Source organism: Paenibacillus qinlingensis (assembly GCF_013204845.1).
Classification (GTDB): domain Bacteria; phylum Bacillota; class Bacilli; order Paenibacillales; family NBRC-103111; genus Paenibacillus_E; species Paenibacillus_E qinlingensis.
In genome coordinates this window covers 31,628-55,646 of record NZ_JABMKY010000031.1, presented here as the reverse complement: position 1 = coordinate 55,646, position 24,019 = coordinate 31,628, and the positions used below count along the sequence as shown (strand labels likewise).

General features: G+C 45.3%; 23 protein-coding genes, 1 other RNA gene and 1 pseudogene. 8 read left to right on the top strand and 17 right to left on the bottom strand.

Features of this window, described 5'->3' with window-relative positions; genetic code table 11:
• The first annotated feature begins 59 nt into the window (after window positions 1-59).
• The 5 genes from HQN88_RS33345 (at window position 60) to ssrA (ending at window position 5,493) form a co-directional block, all read left to right on the top strand.
• The gene (locus HQN88_RS33345; protein WP_173120393.1) at window positions 60-770 is read left to right on the top strand and encodes a M50 family metallopeptidase; all 711 of its coding nucleotides are present in this window, start codon (window positions 60-62) and stop codon (window positions 768-770) included.
• 104 nt (window positions 771-874) lie between these two features.
• Window positions 875-1,111 carry a preprotein translocase subunit SecG gene (gene secG / locus HQN88_RS33340; RefSeq protein ID WP_056611230.1) on the top strand — a complete coding sequence of 79 codons (237 nt, stop codon included), beginning with the start codon at window positions 875-877 and terminating at the stop codon, window positions 1,109-1,111.
• A gap of 293 nt (window positions 1,112-1,404) precedes the next feature.
• Window positions 1,405-4,383, top strand: coding sequence for a ribonuclease R (gene rnr / locus HQN88_RS33335; protein ID WP_173120391.1), 2,979 nt, complete (start codon window positions 1,405-1,407; stop codon window positions 4,381-4,383).
• A gap of 97 nt (window positions 4,384-4,480) precedes the next feature.
• On the top strand, window positions 4,481-4,963 hold the full coding sequence (gene smpB, locus HQN88_RS33330) for an SsrA-binding protein SmpB (RefSeq protein WP_028555549.1): 483 nt from the start codon (window positions 4,481-4,483) through the stop codon (window positions 4,961-4,963).
• 165 nt (window positions 4,964-5,128) lie between these two features.
• Window positions 5,129-5,493, top strand: a transfer-messenger RNA (tmRNA) gene (gene ssrA / locus HQN88_RS33325).
• A gap of 449 nt (window positions 5,494-5,942) precedes the next feature.
• Here ssrA and HQN88_RS33320 read toward each other — a convergent pair.
• The 12 genes and pseudogenes from HQN88_RS33320 to HQN88_RS33265 form a co-directional block, all read right to left on the bottom strand.
• Window positions 5,943-7,013: pseudogene (locus HQN88_RS33320) on the bottom strand (recombinase family protein); the annotation flags it as partial.
• Between the two features lie 106 nt (window positions 7,014-7,119).
• Window positions 7,120-7,527, bottom strand: coding sequence for a recombinase family protein (locus tag HQN88_RS33315; protein ID WP_173120389.1), 408 nt, complete (start codon window positions 7,525-7,527; stop codon window positions 7,120-7,122).
• 60 nt (window positions 7,528-7,587) lie between these two features.
• On the bottom strand, window positions 7,588-7,764 hold the full coding sequence (locus HQN88_RS33310) for a hypothetical protein (RefSeq protein ID WP_173120387.1): 177 nt from the start codon (window positions 7,762-7,764) through the stop codon (window positions 7,588-7,590).
• A gap of 199 nt (window positions 7,765-7,963) precedes the next feature.
• Window positions 7,964-8,431 (bottom strand): JAB domain-containing protein, encoded by a 468-nt coding sequence (locus HQN88_RS33305; RefSeq protein WP_173120385.1) that lies wholly within the window; start codon window positions 8,429-8,431, stop codon window positions 7,964-7,966.
• Complete coding sequence (locus tag HQN88_RS33300) at window positions 8,428-8,859, bottom strand: hypothetical protein (RefSeq protein ID WP_173120383.1); 432 nt, start codon at window positions 8,857-8,859, stop codon at window positions 8,428-8,430. The genes HQN88_RS33305 and HQN88_RS33300 overlap by 4 nt, the downstream gene beginning before the upstream one ends.
• A gap of 454 nt (window positions 8,860-9,313) precedes the next feature.
• The gene (locus HQN88_RS33295; RefSeq protein ID WP_173120381.1) at window positions 9,314-11,440 is read right to left on the bottom strand and encodes a DNA primase family protein; all 2,127 of its coding nucleotides are present in this window, start codon (window positions 11,438-11,440) and stop codon (window positions 9,314-9,316) included.
• The gene (locus tag HQN88_RS33290; protein ID WP_173120379.1) at window positions 11,404-11,985 is read right to left on the bottom strand and encodes a bifunctional DNA primase/polymerase; all 582 of its coding nucleotides are present in this window, start codon (window positions 11,983-11,985) and stop codon (window positions 11,404-11,406) included. The genes HQN88_RS33295 and HQN88_RS33290 overlap by 37 nt, the downstream gene beginning before the upstream one ends.
• Window positions 11,978-12,748 (bottom strand): hypothetical protein, encoded by a 771-nt coding sequence (locus HQN88_RS33285; RefSeq protein WP_173120377.1) that lies wholly within the window; start codon window positions 12,746-12,748, stop codon window positions 11,978-11,980. The genes HQN88_RS33290 and HQN88_RS33285 overlap by 8 nt, the downstream gene beginning before the upstream one ends.
• A gap of 154 nt (window positions 12,749-12,902) precedes the next feature.
• On the bottom strand, window positions 12,903-13,397 hold the full coding sequence (locus HQN88_RS33280; RefSeq protein WP_173120375.1) for a hypothetical protein: 495 nt from the start codon (window positions 13,395-13,397) through the stop codon (window positions 12,903-12,905).
• A gap of 480 nt (window positions 13,398-13,877) precedes the next feature.
• Complete coding sequence (locus HQN88_RS33275) at window positions 13,878-14,348, bottom strand: hypothetical protein (RefSeq protein ID WP_173120373.1); 471 nt, start codon at window positions 14,346-14,348, stop codon at window positions 13,878-13,880.
• A gap of 507 nt (window positions 14,349-14,855) precedes the next feature.
• The gene (locus HQN88_RS33270; protein ID WP_173120371.1) at window positions 14,856-16,208 is read right to left on the bottom strand and encodes a copper amine oxidase N-terminal domain-containing protein; all 1,353 of its coding nucleotides are present in this window, start codon (window positions 16,206-16,208) and stop codon (window positions 14,856-14,858) included.
• A 68-nt stretch (window positions 16,209-16,276) separates the two neighbouring features.
• The gene (locus tag HQN88_RS33265) at window positions 16,277-16,897 is read right to left on the bottom strand and encodes an EcsC family protein (RefSeq protein ID WP_173120369.1); all 621 of its coding nucleotides are present in this window, start codon (window positions 16,895-16,897) and stop codon (window positions 16,277-16,279) included.
• A 226-nt stretch (window positions 16,898-17,123) separates the two neighbouring features.
• Here HQN88_RS33265 and HQN88_RS33260 point away from each other — a divergent pair, with 226 nt between their 5' ends.
• Complete coding sequence (locus HQN88_RS33260; protein ID WP_274318884.1) at window positions 17,124-17,495, top strand: helix-turn-helix domain-containing protein; 372 nt, start codon at window positions 17,124-17,126, stop codon at window positions 17,493-17,495.
• Between the two features lie 42 nt (window positions 17,496-17,537).
• Here HQN88_RS33260 and HQN88_RS33255 read toward each other — a convergent pair whose 3' ends face one another.
• Window positions 17,538-18,086: a hypothetical protein gene (locus tag HQN88_RS33255; protein WP_173120367.1), complete on the bottom strand. Its 549-nt coding sequence runs from the start codon at window positions 18,084-18,086 to the stop codon at window positions 17,538-17,540.
• A 382-nt stretch (window positions 18,087-18,468) separates the two neighbouring features.
• On the bottom strand, window positions 18,469-19,500 hold the full coding sequence (locus HQN88_RS33250; RefSeq protein ID WP_173120365.1) for a hypothetical protein: 1,032 nt from the start codon (window positions 19,498-19,500) through the stop codon (window positions 18,469-18,471).
• A 189-nt stretch (window positions 19,501-19,689) separates the two neighbouring features.
• Between HQN88_RS33250 and HQN88_RS33245 the strand changes: the two genes are divergently transcribed.
• On the top strand, window positions 19,690-19,860 hold the full coding sequence (locus HQN88_RS33245) for a hypothetical protein (protein WP_173120363.1): 171 nt from the start codon (window positions 19,690-19,692) through the stop codon (window positions 19,858-19,860).
• A gap of 369 nt (window positions 19,861-20,229) precedes the next feature.
• Here the strand turns inward: HQN88_RS33245 and HQN88_RS33240 are convergent, their stop codons facing one another.
• Together HQN88_RS33240 and HQN88_RS33235 are read right to left on the bottom strand one after the other, a co-directional pair.
• Window positions 20,230-20,475: a hypothetical protein gene (locus HQN88_RS33240; protein WP_173120361.1), complete on the bottom strand. Its 246-nt coding sequence runs from the start codon at window positions 20,473-20,475 to the stop codon at window positions 20,230-20,232.
• 113 nt (window positions 20,476-20,588) lie between these two features.
• Window positions 20,589-21,032: a hypothetical protein gene (locus tag HQN88_RS33235; protein WP_173120359.1), complete on the bottom strand. Its 444-nt coding sequence runs from the start codon at window positions 21,030-21,032 to the stop codon at window positions 20,589-20,591.
• Window positions 21,033-21,259: 227 nt separating this feature from the next.
• Here HQN88_RS33235 and HQN88_RS33230 point away from each other — a divergent pair, with 227 nt between their 5' ends.
• Window positions 21,260-22,342: a BsuBI/PstI family type II restriction endonuclease gene (locus HQN88_RS33230; RefSeq protein ID WP_173120357.1), complete on the top strand. Its 1,083-nt coding sequence runs from the start codon at window positions 21,260-21,262 to the stop codon at window positions 22,340-22,342.
• Window positions 22,343-22,379: 37 nt separating this feature from the next.
• On the opposite strand, the gene HQN88_RS33225 is transcribed toward HQN88_RS33230, so the two are convergent.
• The gene (locus tag HQN88_RS33225; protein WP_173120355.1) at window positions 22,380-23,888 is read right to left on the bottom strand and encodes an Eco57I restriction-modification methylase domain-containing protein; all 1,509 of its coding nucleotides are present in this window, start codon (window positions 23,886-23,888) and stop codon (window positions 22,380-22,382) included.
• Between the last annotated feature and the right edge of the window lie 131 nt (window positions 23,889-24,019).

The following is a 24,019-nucleotide window of genomic DNA, read 5'->3' as shown; positions in this document are numbered from 1 at the left end:
TACACCTGCCCGTTTTGGCGTATAATGGGGGTAAAGTCGTCAGCAGGGAGGTTATGCTTTTGAGCAACTGGGTAAAAACGATCCTGTTCCTAATAGGCTCCGCTGTGCTCACGCACTGGATTCCTTCCTCATTTTTTCGGAACCTGGATACGATGGTACATGAGTTCGGGCATGCAGCAGCAACACTTGCGCTGTCCGGCAAGGTCATGTACATCGAGCTGTACAGGGATCACAGCGGTGTCACTTACTCGTCCATGACTAAGTCATGGGCCATCATCCCGGTCTCGTTGGCGGGGTATATGACCGCTTCGCTTTTTGCTTGGTTTTTGTTCTCGGCGTACGCCAGAGGCAAACAGAAGCTGGGACTGCAAGTGATGACCGGGCTGTCTGCGTTGTCACTGGTGCTGTTCGTACGGAATAGCTTCGGCGTTTCGTTCCTGCTTGGTTTTATTCTCTTGACTGTGCTGGCGTTGGCGCTCGCTCCGAAGTGGCTGCGCGATTTTTACTACCTGCTGCTGGCTTTCTTATGCTTAGAGGAGTCGGTGTTCGGCCCGGGGTCGTTGATCGTATATGCCTTACAAAACAGCCGAAGTGCTGGTGATGCGAGTAATTTGGCTAATCATACAGGGATACCCGCCATTGTGTGGGCAATTGGGTTTACGTTGTTCGCTTTATGGTGTGCGAAGCAAGCGGTGCAGGCTTTCCTGGGACGCAAAAAAGCAGCGCAGCGCTCTACTAGATCTACCTCGATGGGATCTTATCGTGATTAGGTCTGACGCTTTGATTAGGTTGTTTTGTTGTGTTCCTGGACGAACTATGTTAAAATACTCATGCTAGTTGTATAAGGCAAAGAATCGGCAATTGGGGTGCTAATATGTTAATCTTTATGAAAATTTTGTTAATCATAGCTTCGGTTGGATTAATCGCGATTGTTCTTTTACAAAAAGGGAAAAGCGCAGGCTTGTCCGGTGCTATTTCCGGTGGCGCAGAGCACTTATTTGGTAAACAAAAAGCTCGTGGTTTGGAACTATTTTTGTCCCGCGCAACAATGGGTCTTGCTGCTGCATTCTTTATTCTTTCTATTGTCGTAGCATACGTAGTGAAAAGCTAACACACATAAAACGATAACAGCAGGAGAACTATACTCCTGCTGTTTTTTCATTTTAAGCGTAGATAAAGGATAGACGGATTGGTATGGGCATGTGCTGGAGAAACTAATCTCCATCTAGGAAGAAGAGTCATGTGCGTATACCAAAACGCCGATTCGAGTGCGTGAGAAAGTCAGAAAGACAGGCGGGAATTGCGTTTATCCTTTCCTTAGAAGTGGCATACTATGGAGTAAGGGAATCCGGTACGGCGATCGAAGAGCTTGGCTCAACAACAACAAGAAGGTGAAGAGAATACATGATAAAAGAGAATGAAATCGTAAGTTTGATGCAAGAAGAGGCTTATAAGCCTATGTCCTATAAAGAGCTTGAGAAACATTTTGGAATTGGCAGCGCGAATGAGTTTAAAGATTTTATTAAATTGCTCAATCAATTAGAAGAGAGCGGTCATATTGTACGAAGCCCGAATGATCGTTATGGCGTTCCTGAACGGATGAATTTGGTACGAGGCAAGCTGCAGGCCCATGCGAAGGGTTTTGCATTCTTAATTCCTGAGGACCGTGAGCACCCGGACGTATACATCAATGCACACGACCTGAATACCGCGATGAACGGTGATATTGTATTCGTGAAAGTTACAGCGCGCAGCCAAGGAGGCGGCCGTCTAGAAGGCGAAGTTGTACGTGTGATCACGCGTGCGAACTCGCAAATCGTTGGTGTTTTCCAAAGCCAAGATACGTATGCCTTCGTCATTGCTGATGATAAACGGGTGACAAGAGATATTTTCATCCCGCAGCATGCTTTTATGGGAGCAGTCTCTGGACAGAAGGTCGTCGTGAAAATCGTGAACTATCCAGAGGGACGTTCAGCGGCGGAAGGTGAAGTCATTGAGATTCTGGGTCATAAGGATGATCCAGGTGTCGATATTTTGGCGATCATTCGCAAACATCAATTACCGGAAGCATTCCAGCCTGAAGTTCTGGCGGAAGCAGAAGCGGCACCCGATTCGATTACAGAAGAAGAAATCATCGGGCAAGGTCGTCGTGATCTTCGCGCGAAAACCATAGTAACCATTGACGGTGAAGATGCCAAGGATTTGGATGATGCCGTGAATGTGGAGCTGTTGGAAAATGGGAATCTTCGCTTAGGCGTGCATATTGCTGATGTGAGTTACTATGTGCGGGAAGGCACGGCACTTGATATTGAGGCCTACAATCGCGGATGTTCCGTGTATTTGACCGATCGTGTAATTCCGATGCTGCCGCACCGTTTATCCAACGGGATCTGTTCGTTAAATCCGCAAGTAGACCGGTTGACGATGTCTTGTGAAATGGAATTTGACCAGGATTTAAAGGTCGTCAATCATGAGATTTTCACTAGTGTAATTAAAACAAAAGAAAGAATGACTTATACGAATGTACGCAAGCTGCTTACAGGCGAGGCAGAACCGGAAATCGTGGAGAAATATGCGTATTTAATGGAAGACTTCAAACGGATGGAAGAGCTAGCAGCTAGATTACGTTCCAGACGGATGAAGCGCGGTGCGATTGATTTTGACTTTGAGGAGTCCAAGATCCTCGTAGATGCTGACGGTAAGCCAACCGATATTATCAAAAGAGAGCGTTCTGTCGCTGAAATGATGATCGAAGAGTTCATGCTAGCTGCGAATGAGACCGTTGCTGAGCATTTCTCATGGCTGAAAGTGCCGTTCTTGTATCGCGTGCATGAAGATCCAGATTCCGAGAAATTGATGAATTTCATGGAGTTCGTAACGACTTTCGGCTATGCGATGCGTGGCGGTAAGGGTGGAGCGATTCATGCGAGTTCCTTGCAAGCGTTGCTAGAAGATATTAAGGGAACACCAGAAGAGACTGTAATTAGTAAAGTCATGCTGCGCTCGATGAAGCAGGCTAAGTATGATGCGCAGAGCTTGGGGCATTTTGGACTTGCGGCGGAGTTTTATTCCCATTTCACATCACCGATTCGTCGTTATCCGGATTTGGTTATCCATCGTGTTATTCGTGAAGTGTTGGAGAACGGTGGGACCCTTCCAGATAAACGTCATGATTACTTAGTTTCACGTATGAATGATATTGCCCAGCAATCTTCCGAGCGAGAGCGCGTTGCTGTTGATGCAGAACGTGATACAGAAGCTCTGAAAAAAGCACAGTACATGATGGATAAAGTCGGTGAAGAGTTCGAGGGAATTATCTCGAGCGTAACGGGCTTCGGTATGTTTATTGAGTTGGATAACACCGTTGAAGGTTTAATTCGGCTAAGTGATTTGACTGATGATTACTACAATCATCATGAGAAGCAGCATGCTTTAATTGGTGAGCGTACCTCTAAAATCTATCGACTTGGCGACAGCATAAAAGTGCGGGTTGCACGCGTGAGTATGGAAGATCATACAATTGATTTTGAATTGTTGGATATGAAGCCTCGCAAAGAGGGTGCGTTTAACCGCGGCGGCGGTGGCGGAGGCAAGTTCAAAGGTGCAGGCGGATTTAAAGGTTTCCGTGGTAAGCCGGAAAGCGGTCGAGCCGATAAAGGTAAAGGCGGCAGACCAGAAAAGGGCAAGAGCGGAACGAACGGGAGACCTGAGAAGGGCAAAGGCGGGTACAAAGGAAAAGGTGGCTTTGCCAAGGTGCAACCTGTGGTTGGGCAAGGTGAAGGAACTCAAGGGGCAAGTGATAAAGGGAAGAAAAATAGTCGTGCCGATCATGCTGCTGCTCGACGGATTGAGATGGCGGCTCGCCGGAAGGCTGAGGGTGCTGGTGGGGTAGAAGGAACGGCAGGGGCAGAGCAAAATACAGGAGCGGGGCGCTCCGGCAGTAAAAGATCCAGAGGTAGAGGGCAAAATGGGGCCAATGCTGGTGGAGATGGGAAAGCTGATCACATTGCTGGCATTGGAACAGGAGAAGGTCAAGGTGGAGCCTTCCAAGGCAATGGAGCAGGTCAAGGGAAATCGCGCCGCGGCAAAGGTGGTAGTAAGCCTTGGAGCGACAAGCGCGAAAAAGGCGGTAAGATTGGCGAAGGCGGCAGCTTGCGCCAACGGTTGCAGTCCGTCGGCGCAGGGCGGACTGACAGCGGGGTTGGCCAAGGCGGCGAGCGTGGCCGTGGGGTTTCGCTTGGGGGCGAAGCCCCAGCGGGCGGCGGCGGTGGCGCTGCTCCGGAGCGCAGCGGCATGGATTGGGCGAGCGGCGTGAACGCGCTCGCTAAGGGCGGTCGTCGCCGGAGCGACGACGGCGATGGTAGCAAGAAGCGGCGGAGATAGTCGCCGGTTCTTGCTTTTCGGGCTTGATCTTGCTACAATAGGTTGCACATTGTAGCAAGATTTACCTGCATTTTAGCGTGCGGGAGGAGGATCTCACGTGGCAACTAAAAAGGCTGATGGCAAACTACTCGCTCAGAATAAAAAGGCTTCACACGATTATTTCATTGAAGATACGTATGAATGCGGTCTTGTCCTGACCGGCACGGAGATCAAATCCTTACGGGCAGGTAAAGCCAACATTGGCGACAGCTTTTCGACGATTCGAAATGGCGAAGCTTTTGTACATAATATGCACATTAGCCCATTCGAACAAGGCAACCGCAGCAATCCGGAAGATCCTACACGGACGCGGAAGCTATTGTTGAAGAAAGTACAAATCGCCAAAATACTAGGCCAGGCTAAGCAAGAAGGCTATACTGTTGTTCCATTGAAGGTGTACATCCGAAATGGCTACGCGAAGCTTCTGATTGGCATTGGTAAAGGGAAGAAACAATACGACAAGCGTGAGTCTGCTGCCAAGAAAGATGCACAACGCGATATTCAACGCGCATTGCGTGAGAAGCAGAAGATTGCCAGATAGCTTGGGTGTATTGGAAGGTAACACCTTGTCTTCCATGAACCTAGTGTTCATATTTCGTTTACTTATGGTATACTAGTAACTGTAACGAAGAGATTTCAAGTGTAACTTGGCTCTACAGCTTGTCCTTTTAACCTTCACCGTCTCTGACGGTTACGAAGGCAATCCGGGGGTGTTCTTGGATTCGACGGGGATAGTTTGAGCGCGGGTTGCGGGTAGTGGGGCCGCGTCCACTATAAAACGCTAAAGCCTATTAAATGGCAAAACACAAAACAACTACGCTGTAGCAGCTTAATAACCTGTTAGCGTGCTTCTACTCAGCATCGCCCATGTGACTGGGATAGGGGCTCAACTATAGTGGGATACGACGTTTGGTCTCCGCCTGGGGTCGGACGTAGGAAGACAATCAGGCTGACCCAACGCATAGCCGGTTACGGGGCGATGCTCGGGTGACATCAAAACTGTGACTACACCCGTAGATGCCTGTGTGGCAATATTTTCGGACAGGGGTTCGACTCCCCTCACCTCCATATGCCAAATCCACAACGGGGACCTTAAAGATAACTTCTACATGCTTTTCGTAGACGATTACCTTTTCCACATAGCTAGCGATGAACTTCTTGATCTCAGGAATGTCTCGCTTAGCGACGTGGTCCTCGAATTGAGAAAGCAGTTGTCGCAGAGATTCCTCTGTGATGGCTGCTTTTTCTGTTACTGCTGAGGCCTCAAGCAGTTTCTGATCCAATTGTAGCTTTTGCCCATCCAACTCATCCAATTTGCCTAACAACGTGGCGTTGGAAGTGCCGCTCGCGATGGCATTGACGATGTTTGTAATCTGACGCTCGATGCCCTCAAGGCTCTTAGCCAGTCGCTCCTTTTCGTCTTTCACATTCGATTCTTTGGACTTTTGGTAGTCGTTAAGCTGTTTCACAAGCACTGGAATAGCCTCCTCGTTGAACATCTTCTCCTGTAATTCGGAAATGACGTAACTTTCGATGTATTCACGGCGGAGCTCGGGGTTCTTGCACTCCTTCGTTCGATCACGATTGCCGCAGCGATAGGTAACGTACTTGAGTTTGTTCCGACCACTGAATTTGGTATTGCCCATCATGGCATATTGGGTGCCTACAGATTGTAGGCATTCACCGCAGACAATCAGACCACTAAGCAAGTACATTTCCTTTGCCTTATAAGCGCCAGGTTGCTTTTTGTTACCATTCATTTTTTCCTGCACTTGCTGGAAAACTTCCTTTGTGATGAGTTCAGGCATGCCACCTTCCACACGAATTACATCCTCACCACTCTTCTGTCGATTACTGTTGCGTTTTCCCGCGTAATCTTTTCCGTCCGTAAGGTTGAAAATATATGTTCCGGTGTATTTCTCATTTCGGAGAATGGTCCCTAATGTACCCTTACTTATAGGTTTCCCGTACCGAGATTTATAACCTCGATCAGCAAGTTCCCGAATGATCTGATTGTAGCCATGGCCTGCGAGAAACATCGAGAAAACCATTTCGACAATGCCTCTCTCGTCTTCGTTGATGATATATTTCTTGGAAACCGAATCTACTGAGTAACCTATTGGAGGTAGACCGCCAGTATGCTTGCACTGATGGGCTGTTTCCTTCATCCCCTTCATTACTTCGCGTGCGAGGTTCATTGAGTAGTAACCGGCCATACCCTCCAACATTGTTTCCATCATGTAGCTTTCAGGCGAATCATCTAGATTCTCGATAACACTAAGTAGCCTTATTCTGTTTTTCTTTAAAATTCTTTTGTAATGCGCGCTATCGTATTTATCTCGGCTGAAACGATCAAGTTTATGGACGATAATAGAGTCATATAAACCGTTTTGACAATCCTTAATCATTTCAAGGAAGCCGGGTCTTCTGTCGCTAGTAGCTGTCTTAGCTCTATCCTCGTAGGTTCTGACGAGTTGGTAGCCGTTTCGGTTGCAATAATCCTTGATGGCACGAATTTGAGCGTCAATAGATTCATCCCGTTGGTTGTCGCTGGAAAAGCGTACGTATGCGGCTGCGCGTCTGTTGGTCATTGTTTAGGTTCTCCTCTCAATTGTTGATGCTTTAATTCATTGGATGTGTTCTGTACAGAACTGATATTAATGTTTCATTGCTGACTAGGATTCATGTTCATCTCTTTTAACGATTGATTATAAGACTGTATGAGAGTTCCGAGAAATGAATCGAAAGATTCTTGGAAATGTTCTTCTGCGGATGTTTCATCAAATTTTTAGCTATCACAAGTTCTACACCATTGTTCAATAGATGCCGCTTATGAATCGCTACATCTAATTTATCGCGTCCGATGCGGTCTTCACGTTGGACGATTATTACATCCAAGAGCCCTTTCTTGCTATCCGAGAGGAGCTTTTGGAACATTGGCCTTTGATCCAAAGGAGTGGAATGAGAAACGTCGCTGTAAATTTTCACGACTTTTAGTTGGGCGGATTCCGCGTACTGCTCGCAGATGGCTTTTTGCTGGTTGATAGCTTCTTCAACCTGAGATTGCTTTCCAACACGGATATAGATGGCTGCTCTTTTGGTCATAGTGTAGTTCTCTCCTTTAAGATGTATTACCCCTCTGCAGAGGGAGGAAGATGGGTTTGATTAGTTCGATGAGTGCTTTTTCATTACAGCATCTAAAAGTAAGATAGCGGGCTGGTAGTACGATTCGGGTGTTTCGCGGATTTGCTGGATAGATTCCCAACAGCTCGTGTCCGGGTCGATGCAGGATTGCTTGAGTTTGGTTCGGGAAATACTGGTGTAGTAGCGTGCAGGCTGCATGTTGGTTCCCCCTTTAATTATCTTTTCTTGCGTCGGTGCTTAACTGTCTCGATGACAATCTGGGCCAGTGCCGTAACTAAGGCGATGATGGCTTTTTCCAATACTGTAACTCCAAATTTAATAGAAGGAGGACCGCATATTCCTGTATGACAGTTGGGTCGATACTGAGAGTTTTATCTGTTATGCACACATGAAACACTTACATCAGCCCCCTTTCCTTCATCGAACAAAATGTCACATCACCGAGGATCAGGTGGTCTAAAAGCTTAATTCCAAGCAGACTGCCGCTATCCCGAAGCCTCTCAGTCAGTTGTATATCCTCTGGACTTGGCTCTGGCTGACCGGATGGATGGTTATGGCAAGCAATGATAGAGGCAGAATTAGCGAGAATCGCTAGTTTAAAGGTTTCCCTCGGATGGACGATTGAGGCGTTCAATGACCCGCTTGATACCTGATGAATGGCAGTAGGCTCGTTCTTAGTGTTCAGGCAAAGAATGCAGAAGGATTCCCTGTCGCAATCGCCGATGAACTGTTGAAACAGGGCTGCGGCATCTTTAGGTGAGCGAATCACTCGGTTCGGGTAGAGTAGTGACGATTTCTCTCGTACCATACGCAGGGAGATGACTTCAACTCTTTTGGCGGCATTCTTTTTTAATTGGTCACTCATTGTAATTCCTCCGCCGACGAGAGTCCGGCCCGTTCCGCCAGCCATTGCACCAGTTTCATGTCTAAGGAATCATTTAAGATGTACATGAATAGATAGCTTTCATTGTCGAACATGAAGCAGATTCGGTACATAGAAATTTCGTCGGGTAGAGTGGTAAGTTCCACGTACTCAGGATTAGACTCTAGCAGATCAATTTGACTCGATCTAGGGTTGGCGATCGGCAGACAGTGGAAGTTATCTCGTGGCTCCAGCAAGACTAATAGATAACCGTGTGCATCTAGAGAAAACGAAAATGGCATGCAATCATCATGATGAAGCATAGCTTTTAATGTCTCGAATTCGGTAATGATGTAGTGTAAAGAGGCAGCGGGCAGTATGCTGCTTTCAAGAAGCTGTTTAATATGAACATGATTTAAAATGGTTAGCAAAGGACTAATCCTCCTTAGAATTTTTATTGAAAATTATGTATTCTAAGGAATAATATAAGCTTTAAGATTGTTTTCGTTCCGGCTGTCACCTTCGCATGTTCTCCGTGGCAAGGCCTGCCCCTGTTTCGAGGCTATGCAACTCTTTGGGGCCTTTTGAACTTTAAGAGTCCCGCTTTTGGAGTGACCGGTCCCACACTCCTTGCTCGGGTTGCGAGGCTCGGAGCGACGGGCGTGGCATCGAAAATTTTGTGCTGTTTGAGTGGGGCAGAGTGGGGGAGACGAGGGGAACTCTTTCTTTCAGCTCCTTTTTTTCTCTTTCCCTCTCCTCAAAAAATTCTGTTTAGCGAAAGGTCCGAAACCTCCTCCACTTTCCGCCACTGTCAGCGAAAAAACTTGGGACACGTCCCTCCGAGCATGGCTTGGGTAGCGATTGACCCCAGCGTGGTTGGGGATGTCACTCTTGGTCATCATCTTCATCCTCAAAAGGGGAGGAACCCATTTGTTTTGTTTTCTGTGGTCCGGCTTTCTTCAAGGAAATCCCAACAAAACCATCGACGCCATTGCTTTTGGATTCGTCGAATTCGATCCGCTCTTCGTCCAGAATCTTGCGGAAAGCATCCCAAAACTTTTTGGTGGTCATCTCTGCAAGTCCGGTGTGGCCATTCTCCCTGCACCAGCTGCGGAACACGTCTCTCAACCGAGTCCGGCCAATCCTTCCCGCGCCTGGGGTCGGCTTAATACAGTCGCTAACAAATGAAAGCATGGGGTTGATGGTCGCGCGGTACTCGGTCAGCATCTGTTCAGCAGCCTGAGAATGGCTAAACACGTAGTTTTGATCTCTCAGTCGCTTGAGGCCTTCCAAGGCGAAGTTCAGTATGCCGGGTAGTTCCGCTTCTAGCTTTTCGCGGAGATGTTTGTCAGCCGTCTTACTGCTGAATTTTGCACGGAACGGAAAGATGACCAGCCTGCGCGGGAATGCGTGAGACTTATCCCTGCTGTACGGCAGCCTGTTCGTGGCGAAGACTAACTTGCAGACAGGCTCGTACATGAAGCCCTTACCGTACTTTACGTCTACATGAATGGGATCGCCGGAAACGATAGCCTTGAAATACTGCGTATTCAATCCTTTTTCGTCCACCTCGTTTTCCGCTGCGAGGTTCAATGTTTTTCCTACGATCTCATGCCTAGCGAACGCGTTTTCCAGTTCGGCAAGGGGTACGCTGCTCGTGTTCTCCCTACCGCAAAGCAGCTTCAGCACGCTAAGAAGGACGCTTTTACCATTGCTACCCTCTCCGAAGAGGATGAAGCATTTTTCCGCCCTAGTCTCGGCGGTCAGGCAGTAGCCGAACATCTCCTGCGCGACGCAGACAAGCTCCTGGTCGCCAAGAAAGACTTCATTCAGGAACTGCAAAAACTGCGGGCATTTCGCGTCAGGCGTGTAGGGTATTCGGATTTGAATGGTCGAATGGTAGCGGCGATCATGCGGCAGCAGTTCGAAGCTGTCGAGTGAGAGCATCCCGTTCTGAAGGTTGATGTAGTCGCGTTGTCCGTCTATCTGATCCAGGTACTCGGCCTCGCGCAGAAGCGCCCCTACGTACTGTTCCTCCAGTTTCTCCGTCCAAAAGTCGGGTACTAGATCGTGGAGAAAATCTCGAAGCTTTCGCTTGACGGCTAGGTCATCCAATTCTCTCCAAACGCCGCTTTCGTAAAGGTAAAAGCGCTCACCTTCCGCTACCCCGAGAGCAAGCTGGCTAAGCACGTAACGGGCGTATTTGTTCTGGTTCATGCCGTTTGGCGTTCCACTCGCATCAAGGTAAAAACCCATTTCAGCAAGCGCACCGCCGAGTGACTGTGTCTGGACGTACTTGTTATGGGACTCCTTGAGTGCCTGATTGAAGGTCCTCATCGGCACTTTGGCGGAGCGAAGCCGCTGTTCTAGGCGAGCGTAGTCGGCGGGGGACTGATTCTTCAGCCTGTGAAATGCTTGCATGACTTGTGGCTCTAGGTGGGCTCCGTGGTCCCCAGATTCCAGCAGTTCGAGAGCACTCTGTGCCACCTGCAGAGACTCGCTTGTTTGATCTGGCATCAGAAGTCTTGCGGGACTGTTCACAACGTCGTTTTCCGAGTTACGCAGTACCTTTCCATGACAGCGTCCAATCTGCTCCAGACTGCAGCCGAAGGTCGTGCAACGGGTTGGGCCGTAGGACGCACTTTGCCCTTCAGCTTTTATCTTTTGGATGCGCTCCTCGCTGTGTGAGTCGTGTTTGGCGCTAAGCCTGGAAAAGGTGAGAGCGGCTTCGGGATGTCCCGATCGGGCGAGCATAGACACGATTAAATGCCACGTTTGCTCGTCGCAGCCACTACCAACCAGTTGGCAATTAGTGTGATTGCGGATTTTTTGGCACTTTTTTGTTAGCTTAACTAAGTCAGGATCACTAGCTTCTATTACACAAGTTGATGCTTGTTGGATAGGAGCTACTCCAATACTTTTTTGAATTTCTGTCGATACTGATTCTATTACTGGGCTCAGTGTCATTCGTTTCATCATCCATTTTGGCTGGGATGGTAGATTAATTCCCAAGGGCTACGTCCTCCTTTCCATTTGTAAAGGCCTCCGTTGGTGTGACGAGAAGGGGGAAGAACTGTTTGCTGGCCATCGCCGAGCAAGGCGCATTCCTCATGTGGTTTGCTCGGGTGGATTTCCACGTATTTCTTGGCTTTTACGCCGAAGGAAGTGGCATACATTAGCCGCCTCCCACCCCCTGGTGTCGTAAATTCACATGTTTCGGGAAGATCGCCGTTGCTCCACTTCTGAAGCAACTCCTCACCGAATTCACCGTCAACGTCAATGGCGACGATGCCAGAAGAGGAACCAAGAACAAGTCCGACGTTCAAGTTAGGCCTTTGCCGCACCCATTCGTCGATGATTTCGTCAGAAGGTACAGACCTTTGCGTCCAGTCTTTGATGAGCGGTGCTTTCCCTGGTTTAGAGCAGTTATTTCGATGGTTTTCACTCATCCCACTATGATCGCATGAGCACAGTGGAATGACAGACCAGCCTAGCGAGGCATAGGCTTTCATTGCATCAGGTACGTTGCTGTAGGGATCAGATCCATTGTTAGTCATCCAAATCACCTACCTTTAACTGCAACTTATCTATCTCATATAGGAATTCTTCTTTTTCATAAAGATTGTAGTAGGAACCAAAGTCATTTGAGCAATCTTGACCAGGATGCAAGAATACGCTATTCAACATTTCGTTTGCGAGGGTATCCTCCCTAAAGTGCCAAGTTGCTTCAAGATGGTCTTCCTCAACTGTAATTGAAGAGGGAAGGGGTTCCCTTGTGCGAATCCCCTCAATCATGTTATCGATCCAGATGCACCGCATGTGTCGGGGCACGTCTCGTAAAAGAATGCCTTCAAACGAATCCACTTTAGCAGTGATGGATGCTTGCTGCGCTCCCCATGTGTTATGGAAAATTGGGAGGGGATGCAAGAAGTACGGTGTTCTCATTAGCACATCACTTTTATCAAACGCATGAAGTATTATTTCAAAATCAGTATTGTGGAGACTCGAATGAGAGCATGCTGCCGAAAATAAATGGTACCAAGGAAGCATTGCTTGTTCATCCTCCACTTGAACTGGATTTGCAACATCCCAGATAGCTGAGTAGAACATCGAGCCAACGCGTGTACTAAATGCCGAAGATATGGGATGGGAAGGTTTGGGCAGAAGCTCGGAAAGGAATTCTCCAAACTTCGAGGCAGATAACTTATCGGAGTAGCACCTTATTTCGCAACATTTGAGAACGGCTTTCTTCTTATCGAGCAATTGGTAGAAATCAATGGTATGGCAGTATTTTTCATTTAGTAATCGGAAGATTTGCAATGTACTACACTCCTTTAGAGGTAATTTAATGGGGACAGTTGAGTAATACTAGTCTCTTTGCATGCATCTGAGAATTAAACGAACTGCGTGGCTGTAAGGGCGAACAAGCAACATACTAAATCCGTGTGGTTTCGGCAGTTGCAGTCCAGATGTGTTACTCGTCCAAATCCCGATCCCGATCCTGAGCCTGATCGAGTTGTAGATGCTCCGTGACATCAACTTGCACTTCCGCTTCTTCAGGAAAAGCGGAAGTGTCGCAGATTTCTTCCTCCGGCTGCACTTCGTGTTGCTCCGCTTCGGCTCTAGGCTGACTCAAATGCTTGATCAGCACGAAAGCTACAGGAGTCCCGTCATTATCGAGGTATAGGACTTCCTGAAAGGAAATGGTCGTTTTATTGCTAAAGTCAAGATTGAAAGCCTCTATCAACTCGGAAATTAACGGAGCAGAGTACACCTTGCCTTTTTTAGCGTCCCTGTCTTTGACCGGGAAGGATTCCTCGCCGTCTGGCAATTTCTTTCCGAAGGCGATCCCTTGGTCATTCAGAGAAAACTGTACAAGGTCTTCGACGCCGATGTGGTCCAGCACTTCAACTTCGATTTCAATGCGCTTGCCGTCTTTCGCAAAGACAATGGAGACCTTGCTTCTCATTCCCACAGCTCTGCTAGTGTGTTTGCTTTGTACTGGCTGAAAGCCGAGTGAAGCGTAGCTGGCTCCGGTGGGCAGTGGGTTTCAGGACCTTTATTTCTAGTGTTTTCTTCATAATTGGTGGCATTGGATTTCCTCTTTTCTTAGGTTTAGTTTGGGGAGTTCACTGGATTTACCGAATCGCTGTTCAATATAGCTTTGATTGTCTATTTGGTTTTCAAAGAGCATTTAGAAGTTCTTGACATCCGTGTAACTTCATTAATAAATCTAAGGTGACATTGGAATACCTCCTTTAATTGATGTTGATGTTGATGTTGTTCAAATGAGGCTTCCGTACAAGTTGTGGTTTTGTATCGGTTCACCTTGTAACTATAATTTAACAGGGTGGCATTCCGGCTACCTCCCGACGTTCTGTTATAACTTTTCCTTGACAAACAAAAAAAGCCGTGCATTTAGCACTGGCTCTGGGTTATAAGGGTTTTCTTACTGGGGTTTTATTCGTTTATTTAGGTCTATCTTCCACGACTCCATCGCCGGAATGAGGCGGTTGAGCAGTTCAATTTGATCCTCAACAGGGATTTTGTGATACAAGCCAACCAACTCTCTCAAGTTCTCCAGCGTCTTTTCAAGTAGTGATTGTGACTGATTAATTGCTAGACTTTCATAAAGCGCCTTGTATTCTGATTTTGACGGTTCTTCAAGTGTCTCAACGTAGGCAAGCATCGCTTGTTGGTACTCGAAGGCTTCCTCTTGCGTAATGTCTTTGGACTTATCAAGCATTTTTCTAAGAAAGGGTTTGTCGATCTGCTGAAAAGTAAAGACAATGTAATCGGCCAGTTCTTTGTCAAACCATATTCTTCCTTTCTCATCTTTAAAGTCTTCTTCGGTTTTCCCCAGCAAGTGGACGATCTTGCTGAAGTAGTTTCGGACCGTTTTTTCCTCAAAGCCTATCAATTGTTTGGCAACCCAAGGAATGTTGTATCTCAGCTTATTTTCTTCAGTCTTGTTCTCTTTCTTCTTCTTCTTCTTCTTCTTTTTTCATGTTTATCCTCCAGTATTCTCGATATTTGCCTTATTATAGGCTTTTTTAGGACAAGAGGACAACAAGTAGTTTTCTCGCCAGTAATCTAAGTATTGAAATCCAAATCGAAGAATGACCACACTCTAGCGAAATGGAAAGATGACATTGGAGTTCTTATCTTAGGAAAACGGTGGAGACCGCTGTGAAGTCACAAAGCTTGTGAGGCTAGAAAAAAAAGAAGCATTGTTCGACTTAGGATGTCTTCCTGTGAAAACTATTGTTTGTTCATTCCACTTGAAAGCTAATTTTAGAGCAGAAAAACCCCTATCCATAATTCGTGGATAGGGGCAACATTCGTGTTTCATTTGTGTTTAGATTGTTTTATAGTGCCAGACCAAGCTTTATCTCAGGGCTGTCAGATTAAATGATACTTTTACTGTTTACTCAAAATCGACAAACTTGTTAAACTCACCGTGATTTGTCGTAATCTTTACAAAGAATGAACCGGATTGTGCTGTCATCGGTTTCCCTGTGCTGTCTTTAAATGAGTTTAAAGGAATAGTCAGACTGCCGGAAGGCAACTCAGTCTTGCTTGTAGGCGCATATTCGTAATCCTGAATTTGCGCTTTAGTGATCTCTAGCCCATAAGTATAGGTTCGGTCGTTGATTAGTAATCCATCCTTGTTTAATGTTACTAGCAACAGTCTTTCAATACGTTCTTGAGTTTCTTTGTCTAGTGCCGACCAATCTATTTTTCCGCCTTTGGACTGCTCTACACGAATGTCGTAATCTTCAGAGGTACTTATCATATTTCCAGCCACAATGACGTACATCGGAGCTGTTGACTTCACGCCCAAGGCGTTGGTCAATTCAATGGTTGTCTCTCCGACCACTACGCCGTTAACTGTCGCCGAGTCTCCTTTTGTAAGGCCATTCTTGCCTAGGAAGAAGACTTGAAAGTAAGTTCTATCCTCTAGTTTCTCCGTCATTTGGCTGTGTTTTCCTCCGGTGTGCCCTACTGCCCCTGTAAAAGTTTGGTCGTTGCCCATCTGTATCTCGCGCATCGAATCGATTTCCATAAATGTGATATTGACGATGTCTCCAGCGTAACTGGACGGGGATTTCGCAATGTTAACGGGTACAGCAGCTTTTGCGATCTTGTCAAGGGAGAGCTTCGAACGGTCCGGTGAAAAGAACGCCTGCTCGTTCTGCTCAAGCACCTTGGCGCTCTCGGCGCTGAGGCTGACTCCGTCTGTGTATTGCTTCAGGGCAGATGTTATAGTCTCGATGCTGCTGCTTGCCGCGGTGGACCCGTTATTGAAGTCGTCCGCTTTCACTCCACCGCCGAACGGAACGTTTTGCACGAGAATGGTATACGTGTCCGAGTCAAAGTCGACGAAGTATCCAAGTGCTTCTGCCACTGCTCTGGCTGGGAGGAATACCCTGCCGTTTACATTTTGGGCGGGTACTTCCAGATTCGCATTTAATTTACCATTCAAGTAAATTTGTTTGCTGCCTACACTAAGAATCACGGATTTACTGTCTTTCACAATCGTAACGCTCTGAGTATTCCCGTTCCAGCGGATGTGCTCGTCGTCATTTTTCACACCGAGCGCGACTAGCAGGTCGCGTAGCGGAAGCAGGCTACTTCCACTGTCTATGAATGGGGTGCCGTATACGAACTGAACAGAAGTATTATTCACTTTCATTTTAAGATCGGCAGCAAAAGAGACGTTTGCGAATAACATGGATGAAATGAGTGCGCTTGCTATAGCTATTGAAAGTTTTTTCATGTTTATGTGCTCCTCGTTATGATTTATGTAACTCAATAAAACGCAGTGGTCGTCTTAGTTATTTAATCTCATTCAACGAATAATCTTTTAGCAATTTTTCCCATTCCACTTGTGGAAGTGCCGTCTACAACTGCCCCCGCGATCCCTCCGACAATCGGGATTGCTTTAGATAGGTTGATGATTCCTTTGCTGCCGAACTTCGTCAATAAGCGAAAGCCCACTTTTTGGTTTATTTTCTTAATGACTTCATAAGAAAGTTTCTTTAGTCCTTGCTCCGCGAATTTCTTGCCAACGGCAATACCCACATCCTTCAGGATTTCCACTGCTGCATTCCCGCACAGACATGCGTATGCCATCGCACGTACTTTATCGTCCTTCACGTCATGTCCGCTTAAGGTGGCGATTGCCGCGATCATCCGAAGTTGAATGTACAGGACAGAAGCCAGATTTGCTGGTATCGCAACGGGTAAGGTTACAATACCGCCTAAACCTGTAATGAACCCTGATGTTGCACTCTTTCCGCTCTGCCAGCGAATAAGCAAGTCTATCTGTGTCCGCACGTCACCGCATTTTTTTGAGTACTCCTCTGCCAACTCGTAAGCGTCGCTCGTTCCTGGCAAACCACCTGTGATTGCCTTCTCGTATGCCCAATCTAGTGCCTTGCTGATTGCCCCCTGTGTGATTGCCATTTGCCGTTCCCCTTCCCAAATTTCACAATCAACGAGCAGGAAGTAACACTGTTCGTCAAAAAGTGATTCGCAACTGAGTTCCCAAACCCTACTCTGCGCTTCCAAATAGTTCCTTTGACCTATCATGATTATACTAGACTAATAAGTACAAAAACAACAATAAATGAATGTTTGATGACCTTCTTCATGAAGATTCCCTTCTCTACCATTAAAGAGAGAAGGATAGGTGAGATTAGTGGCGGAATTGAAAATATTAGTAGGGAAGCGTCTCCGTCAAATGCGGAAAGAGAGAGGATTTACGCAACTCACTGCGGCAGAGAGATGTGATATGGAAAATACGTATTTGGCTGGGGTGGAGAGAGGTGAGCGAAATATTTCTCTTGAAAGCCTAGAAAAGATTGTAAAGGCGCTTGGTGCAGAGCCAATTGACGCTTTTCGCTTTGGGGATTTGGAGATGAGCAAAGGGTTGGAAGGAAAGCGCGATGCAATCCGGTTACTCGCGGCATTTCTGGAGGAACGTAGCATGGAGGAGATCGAACTAATTCGCAAAATGTCTAAAGACGTAATGGCAACAATTGATTCGGAGAAACGAAAGTAAAATTAAAGGTACCCGATTCCTCGCGGAATCGGGCCATTTGCATTATGCGGTTGGATAGTGCTGATCGAGGTACTCCTTAACAGCTGCGTTCAGAAGGCTGGCAATTTTAGCGATTTCTCCTCTTTCGTGCAGATTGTGTACTCGCTGGAACAGTGGCTTTTCCAAGTAGGTGGTAATCCGCTCGTACCTATCTCCAAATGGTGCTGCCTTTGGTTTTAGGCGCTTACTGGGAGAGTTCAGATCTTCTGTTGGAATAGGATGAGAGCGATTTTGATTTTCCTCTACTTGTTCAGTCTGTTTGGTTTTAGGTTTTAGGACTGGTTTGGGTCGCGAATCGTGTTCGGGAGACTTGGTTGCTGCAGAGCTTTTGACAGGAATGGCTTTTCGCAATTTTGGGATTTCGGCGTTAAGTTTCTGTCCATCTTCGGTGTTTAAAGAATTTGTGACAGCAGTTCCTTCTATGTTGTTAAATTTCTCTTTATTGCTTAACAATACAGGGTTTGTCTCAGATGGGGAAAGTGGCTGTTGTCCAGTAGCCCAAAACTTCGGTCTTTCTGCTGTATTCGCAAGTTTAAATGAACGCTGCTTCATAGTTGGTTATCTCCTTAGGGGATTATTAGGTGATGTGGCTGTCTACGTAAGCTTCAGCGTTTACGTTTACGCCTACATCTACGTAGACGTCTACATCTACCCTAATGCTTTGTTCCTTCCGAAGGCCCTTTTTTAATTAAGTAGCAATTAGAGCTGCAATCTTACCTCCAATAGTTCATCATCTATATTTCGTTCCACCGTACGCAAAGCAAGCAGTACTCGCTTAACTGTAGGGTAGTGGATTGATTCATCAGCAGATCTGAGAAATTTCCAAGTCGCCGAAAGTAATTGCTGGCAGGTGTCTATCTGCACAAGAAGGGCATCTTCTCGTTCTCGTTCTATTAAGGAAGTGTGTTCCGCGATTCTATCTTGTACCCTTCGATTATCCTTTCTCATTGATGTACTTCAAATTAATAGTTAGCTGCTCAGATGAGTGCTTGAGGTAGAATTTCATGTCCCTCGTGGATTGATTGGCCTGCTCAGTGAAAGCCTCTCTTAGCGCGGGGCTCTCCAGTTGGAAGTAGTCGCGGCCTTTCTGGTTGCCAAACAGGGCAATCATAGCGTAGTTGAAGCTGGCGGGATTGCAGATGCCTGCGGTGCCGAGGGGGATATGCTCTGCGACCTGTCCGATGGTGAGCCTTTCGCTGTAACTTTCTTGCTTCTCGATTGAAAGGAGTAGACAAGCGAACAGAACGTCTGCGTTGGAGCGTAAGGTTATCTTTTTGAGGTCAAAGCGCTGGGATGCGCAATCGCTCCAAGAGAAGTTGCGGATGGAGGGTTCCTTAGTGAGATAGGTTTCTTTCACATTCTTGTATGCGTGGCGGTTACCGAATGCCTTGAGGAATCGATCTAATCTTGTGCGCGAGTCTACTCCTGGGATCTTTTGGAGGATGGCACGGAAAAACGTGGTGTAGCGTACTAGCTCTTGAAGAGAACGAGTAAAGGTTTGGTCACTATCTTGGTGATTGATTTCTTTGAGTAGCTCTGTCATGGCTTGGAGTCGATGCTGATCTGCGAGTTCAAAGGTGTCGGGACGCAAGAGATGAAGAAGAAATGCCGCCGCGTTAAAGCCGTTTTGCCAGTCGGGCAGATTCTGCTCCCAAAAGCGGAAGGATTGGGTAGTATCATTTGTCACAATGTCGGGGAATTGTGGCCATGCCTTGATGATTGCAATGATCGTTTTCTTGTGGGTACTCGTCAGGTCTTTCCTCTGCCAGCCTCCAAAGTGCCATCGGAGTGCTTGCTTGAGCGTGTCGGCAGAAACGGCTTTTGGAGCATAGAAAATCCGCTTCCATTCCTCTAGGGGTTCGATTGGGTATCTGTTGTAGGGGAATCGAGATAGATGCTCTTCAGATCGCTCTTGGATGAGCGTCGCGATAGTACGCTTTTCTTTTTCGTTGAGAGTTAATGTCATTGTTTCGCTCCAATTCAGAGATATTAGCGAAAGTACAATCAGTTGTGTCTTTTGTGACACTTCGGACGGTAATTTCGCTTTCAGGGCATTGTACGATTAATAGGCAAAGGGAATGTTCAATTAATTATTGAAGAGAACCTAAATTTTGGATTATACTGGATGTAACTAATTGCGGAAGGATGTTGAAACATGGCGAAAAACACGGGAAATGACCACCGAATTGGTGCAGTCAGGGATAGATCTCAAACCTACAATCCTAAGAACGACACCTGGGTAAAGAGGGATGCAAACACTGGAAGGTTCATGGATGCTAAGACATCGGACAACACTCCTTTTAAAGGCGTTCGGAAAGAAAAATAATGATCCTACATTACACGATGTGTAAGTACTACAACTTGAAATAAGTGAGGCTTTGTATGCTTTGGAGAAAATTAATTGCTGTTACTGGAGAAAAGCCAGTCAGACCAGTCCTTAATTTTGTTGGGAAATCGACTGGTCTGATTGTTGATATTCTAAGGATCATGAAGAAATAGTCTTTTTGGGAGTACCGTCGCTACGACGGTATTTTCGCTTTTAATGGGATGTAGAACGGTCTGCTAGCTCCCGTGCCTACAATAGCGCTGCATCTTGTGCTTCAGAAGATATAAAGAAAGGCAGGGCTAATTCTGAAACCCATCCTAATGCCAGTTCAATCGGGCTACCCTCTCTAATCGGAGGGCCGTTTGCCCATTAGTCTTCCTGTGTAAGCTGAATGTCAGTAGGCGTGATGCATATGAACATGTCCGTGCCGTCGAAGTAGGGATTAACGCCTGAGTCGTCTTGGAAGGTGAGGGCTACCCGGACCTTGAAGATTACTGAAGAGGTCAGTGTATCGTGTTGCTGCTCGACGGCTGAAAGGGCTAAAAAGTGAATTGTGCCATCGTGATCAAATTCCTGTTTGATGAAATCGAATAGTCGCCGCTGTGAGTGGTTCATGGTCATGCTCCTGTTCTGTGTAAGTTAATAAAGCAAAAAGAAAGCAACCTCTACCCAAACGGATAGAGGTTGCTTGTTTAAAATTTGGACAATGTGAGGTTGTGGAGGTTGATTTAACGTGTATATCGAGATAGGCGTGTTTCTTTACGAATTCTTATGGCATCACGTTTTTCTAGCTCAAGGTCAATTAAGCGCTGGATATATATTGCTGGTTTAATCCTTTGCATTAGCTCGGTTATGGTTTTAATAGTAAAGGTGACTAAAAAGCAGAATAGTACAATCAAAAGATACGTTACCCATATCGTGAATTTTGCATTTATTAGCATCGCTATCAAAGCTGAAAATATGGTCAAAACTGAGAAGATATAACTCATATGTTTGGTGTTTTCTACCCAAGAACTAAAGATTACTCTCAAATTTTTTAGCTGTGTATTATTATAATTAGGGATTTCCTGAGCGGTTATCTTTAAATCAGTTACAAGCCTAGAAATTTCCGCGTCTGAAAACCCTAAGAATATATCTTGTTCAGGTAACGGTTTTCTTCTTCCAATTTTCAACAGTATCACCTCCTCCTTTTTTCTTCGCCATTAGGATTTCAGCCTCCTCTTTCACGAGAGCTCTGCAGTTGGGTTGCATCTCACAAGTAAATATCATAAACTTAGTTCAATCAAATATGTCTGAAGGTAATTTATTATCTGAAGCATAAAAATTTAACTTGCAGATAAGATCGAGAAGTGATACACTCTTCTTAAGCGAGAATGTACTTAATTAGGAGGTATTACTATTGGATTGGTTTGAAACAAGTTTGCCGGAAGTTGAGATTATTAAGGAGAGGCTTCAACTGCTAATTCCAGAGAATGTTGAAGATGCTATTTACAGTCGTAACATCGTTGCAGCACGTACTGTATTTGTCATGCTTTATGCTTTTGCAATTGAGGGATATGGCATCGAGGTTCGTCCATCGACAATAACTGTCATGAATGATGAACAAGCAACAAAGTTGCTACGGTCAGAACGTATGGATTGGGTTAATATAATGCAGCGTCCAAAGAAGCCAAGTGTTGAAGGAAGATGGTACAGTGAGAACACTCGAGAATCTATAAGAGATGATACCATTGCTACTCTAAAACAGTTGGGGGCAGTCGGGGAACTAGAAGGTTTACCCCCAACATCCTCTAAACCTAGATATTTTCTAGCCAGAGATTTCGCTGAGTTGATGAATCCTAAATTAATAGGAGATGAGTTGGAGGAAGAGATAAGCAACTGGAGAGAAAAACATTTACACAAAGGAGCTCTTATTTTACAAGGGCTGAGAGAGCTAGAAAGACAAAGCGTGATAACGGTAGAGCTGGGGGGCTTTAGACATTCGTTACCCTCAGGTTTAAGTTCTGTCCTTTCTAAAGAAGCTGTCGAAACGTTTGCGAGAAATTTTTTGGTGAAACCTGAAGTTCTGCTTATAAGTGACTCTAAGGTGAAATTTCACCCTCAATTTTCTAAATTATTTGGAAACATCGGATTATCTCTGGATCCTAAGAAGACTTTACCTGATCTGATTATTGCAGAAACGGCAGAGAATCGATTTAAACTAGTTTTTATTGAGATTGTGCACACCGATGGACCAATATCTGGTGCGCGTATGAGGGAACTATTGGATCTTGCCAGAGAAAGCTTTCCCTTTATTAATCCAGATGATTGTGCATTTGTAACAGTTTTTGCATCTCGATCAGACTCGGCATATCGTAAAGTGCAAGGTAGTTTAGCATGGGGATCATTTGTTTGGTTTGCTGATGAGCCTAATAGAATAATTCATCTTATTGATACTGATTCAGCTCACAAGGTAACCTTACATGACTTACTCAAGGTTTAAAAAACGAAAAAAGCTACCTAGCCGGTAGCTTGATAATTTAATTAGCTTGAATTCCTAAAACTTGTAGGATAATCAAATCTACTTGAGTCTGATTTGGAAAAATCTCTCCGAATTGCTTACCCATCTCTAAAAGTTCATCGTGAGTTGGATAGGGTAAGCTCTTTAAATCACTTACATTAACCTGTGTAAGACCATTGAATTGACGGAAATAGCGATCCACCACTGTTGAACTTAAGTATAGTGATAGTCCTTTTGCCAATTCAATTGGGATTCCCATATTGTTAATGTGGAAGTAATTGACGTGATTTTCAAAGCCAACAAAGGTTGCTTTGAAATCTGTACCATCGTAGATTGCGGAATTAATTCTTTTTGGTTCTTCCTTTGAGGAAAATCTTCTAACTAGGACATAGTTGCCACGTGGAAGCAGCAGCTTTTCCGTTTCTTTGTTTAATACGATACCATTTGCTTTCTTCGCAGTGACTACAGGCCATCTAACGAACCCATCTAAAAAATGTAGTGGATAGATTAGAGGGATACTATCTTCTGTCACTTCGAATTTAAGGTTTTCTTTTGTTCGAAAATCAACTACTCTTCCAGTTGATACTTTTATGTTAAGTTGCTCAAGTGATGAGGAAACGCCTTCAAGAGCTGTTTTGAGTTCAACTTCTGCCTGATCCTTTGCTAACCTAATGAATAACTCTCCATCATCGGGATGAACAAGCCGATCCGTGTCAAGTTTGTATGATACAGAAGGAATCATAGAACTAACTGATGATGTGATACTGACCTTTCGATATTTTTTGTTCTTCTCTGCAAGATAGATAATATTTTCTTGTAAAACATCGTCTTCACTGAATGCTTCTTTTCTCGATTCAAATAAGTGAATCTTCTTGAAAGACATATCTGAGAGAAAATCTGATCTGAATTTAATGTAGTAGGTACCGTTACAAAAACTACGCGGCGTAATGGCAACTAACTGTCCGAAATTTACCATCAGCCGCTTTGCAACGGCAACAAATCCTGTATAAAGATTAGTTGTTTCAACACCGATTTGCCTTAATAGATTTCTAGATATAGAATCTGTTGAAATTTTCTTATAGGGAGGATTCATTATAACTACATTAAAATTTGCAGTACCAGGATTGCCAATAGATTCTACCCCAAACTCAAGGAAATCTCTGTTAACTATTTGAGAAGAGAAAGTAATTCCTGCTTTTTGGCAGAGATTTGAACAGAACTCAAGGGTGTCTGTTAAGTAAGGGAGAATGCTTTCGTCAATTTCAACGGCTACAACCTCAATACTAATGGGTTTACGTTTTTTCTTACACAAACGTTCAATGTAAGCTGCCGTTAGAATCCCAATTCCAGCCCCAGGATCAAGTAACTTTATATGAGGTTCATTTGAATCGAATAAATTGGCCATGAAACTAGCAACATTTGTGTTGGTGAAGAACTGCCCTAGTTCTGATTTTAGAGCCTTTTCTTTGATTGCCCCGACTTCTTGTCTGACACGGTTGATCTCAGCGAGAGTATTAATTTGTGACAAAACTACGATCCCCCTAATGCACACTCTTAAAATGCGCAATTCCAATTATATTATTTTAACTTACCGTCGATAGTTCAGTCTACGTTAAAGAAGCAAATGGAAATATGAGGTGCAATTCAATTGTTAACGCA

What these genes read in the sequence shown, in the direction of transcription:
- secG (WP_056611230.1), top strand. Translation starts at nt 875, where the DNA reads ATGTTAATCTTTATGAAAATTTTGTTAATCATAGCTTCGGTTGGATTA.
- rnr (WP_173120391.1), top strand. Translation starts at nt 1,405, where the DNA reads ATGATAAAAGAGAATGAAATCGTAAGTTTGATGCAAGAAGAGGCTTAT.
- HQN88_RS33315 (WP_173120389.1), bottom strand. Translation starts at nt 7,527, where the DNA reads ATGACCAAAAGAGCAGCCATCTATATCCGTGTTGGAAAGCAATCTCAG.
- HQN88_RS33310 (WP_173120387.1), bottom strand. Translation starts at nt 7,764, where the DNA reads ATGCAGCCTGCACGCTACTACACCAGTATTTCCCGAACCAAACTCAAG.
- HQN88_RS33305 (WP_173120385.1), bottom strand. Translation starts at nt 8,431, where the DNA reads ATGAGTGACCAATTAAAAAAGAATGCCGCCAAAAGAGTTGAAGTCATC.
- HQN88_RS33290 (WP_173120379.1), bottom strand. Translation starts at nt 11,985, where the DNA reads ATGACTAACAATGGATCTGATCCCTACAGCAACGTACCTGATGCAATG.
- HQN88_RS33280 (WP_173120375.1), bottom strand. Translation starts at nt 13,397, where the DNA reads ATGAGAAGCAAGGTCTCCATTGTCTTTGCGAAAGACGGCAAGCGCATT.
- HQN88_RS33270 (WP_173120371.1), bottom strand. Translation starts at nt 16,208, where the DNA reads ATGAAAAAACTTTCAATAGCTATAGCAAGCGCACTCATTTCATCCATG.
- HQN88_RS33265 (WP_173120369.1), bottom strand. Translation starts at nt 16,897, where the DNA reads ATGGCAATCACACAGGGGGCAATCAGCAAGGCACTAGATTGGGCATAC.
- HQN88_RS33255 (WP_173120367.1), bottom strand. Translation starts at nt 18,086, where the DNA reads ATGAAGCAGCGTTCATTTAAACTTGCGAATACAGCAGAAAGACCGAAG.
- HQN88_RS33250 (WP_173120365.1), bottom strand. Translation starts at nt 19,500, where the DNA reads ATGACATTAACTCTCAACGAAAAAGAAAAGCGTACTATCGCGACGCTC.
- HQN88_RS33245 (WP_173120363.1), top strand. Translation starts at nt 19,690, where the DNA reads ATGGCGAAAAACACGGGAAATGACCACCGAATTGGTGCAGTCAGGGAT.
- HQN88_RS33240 (WP_173120361.1), bottom strand. Translation starts at nt 20,475, where the DNA reads ATGAACCACTCACAGCGGCGACTATTCGATTTCATCAAACAGGAATTT.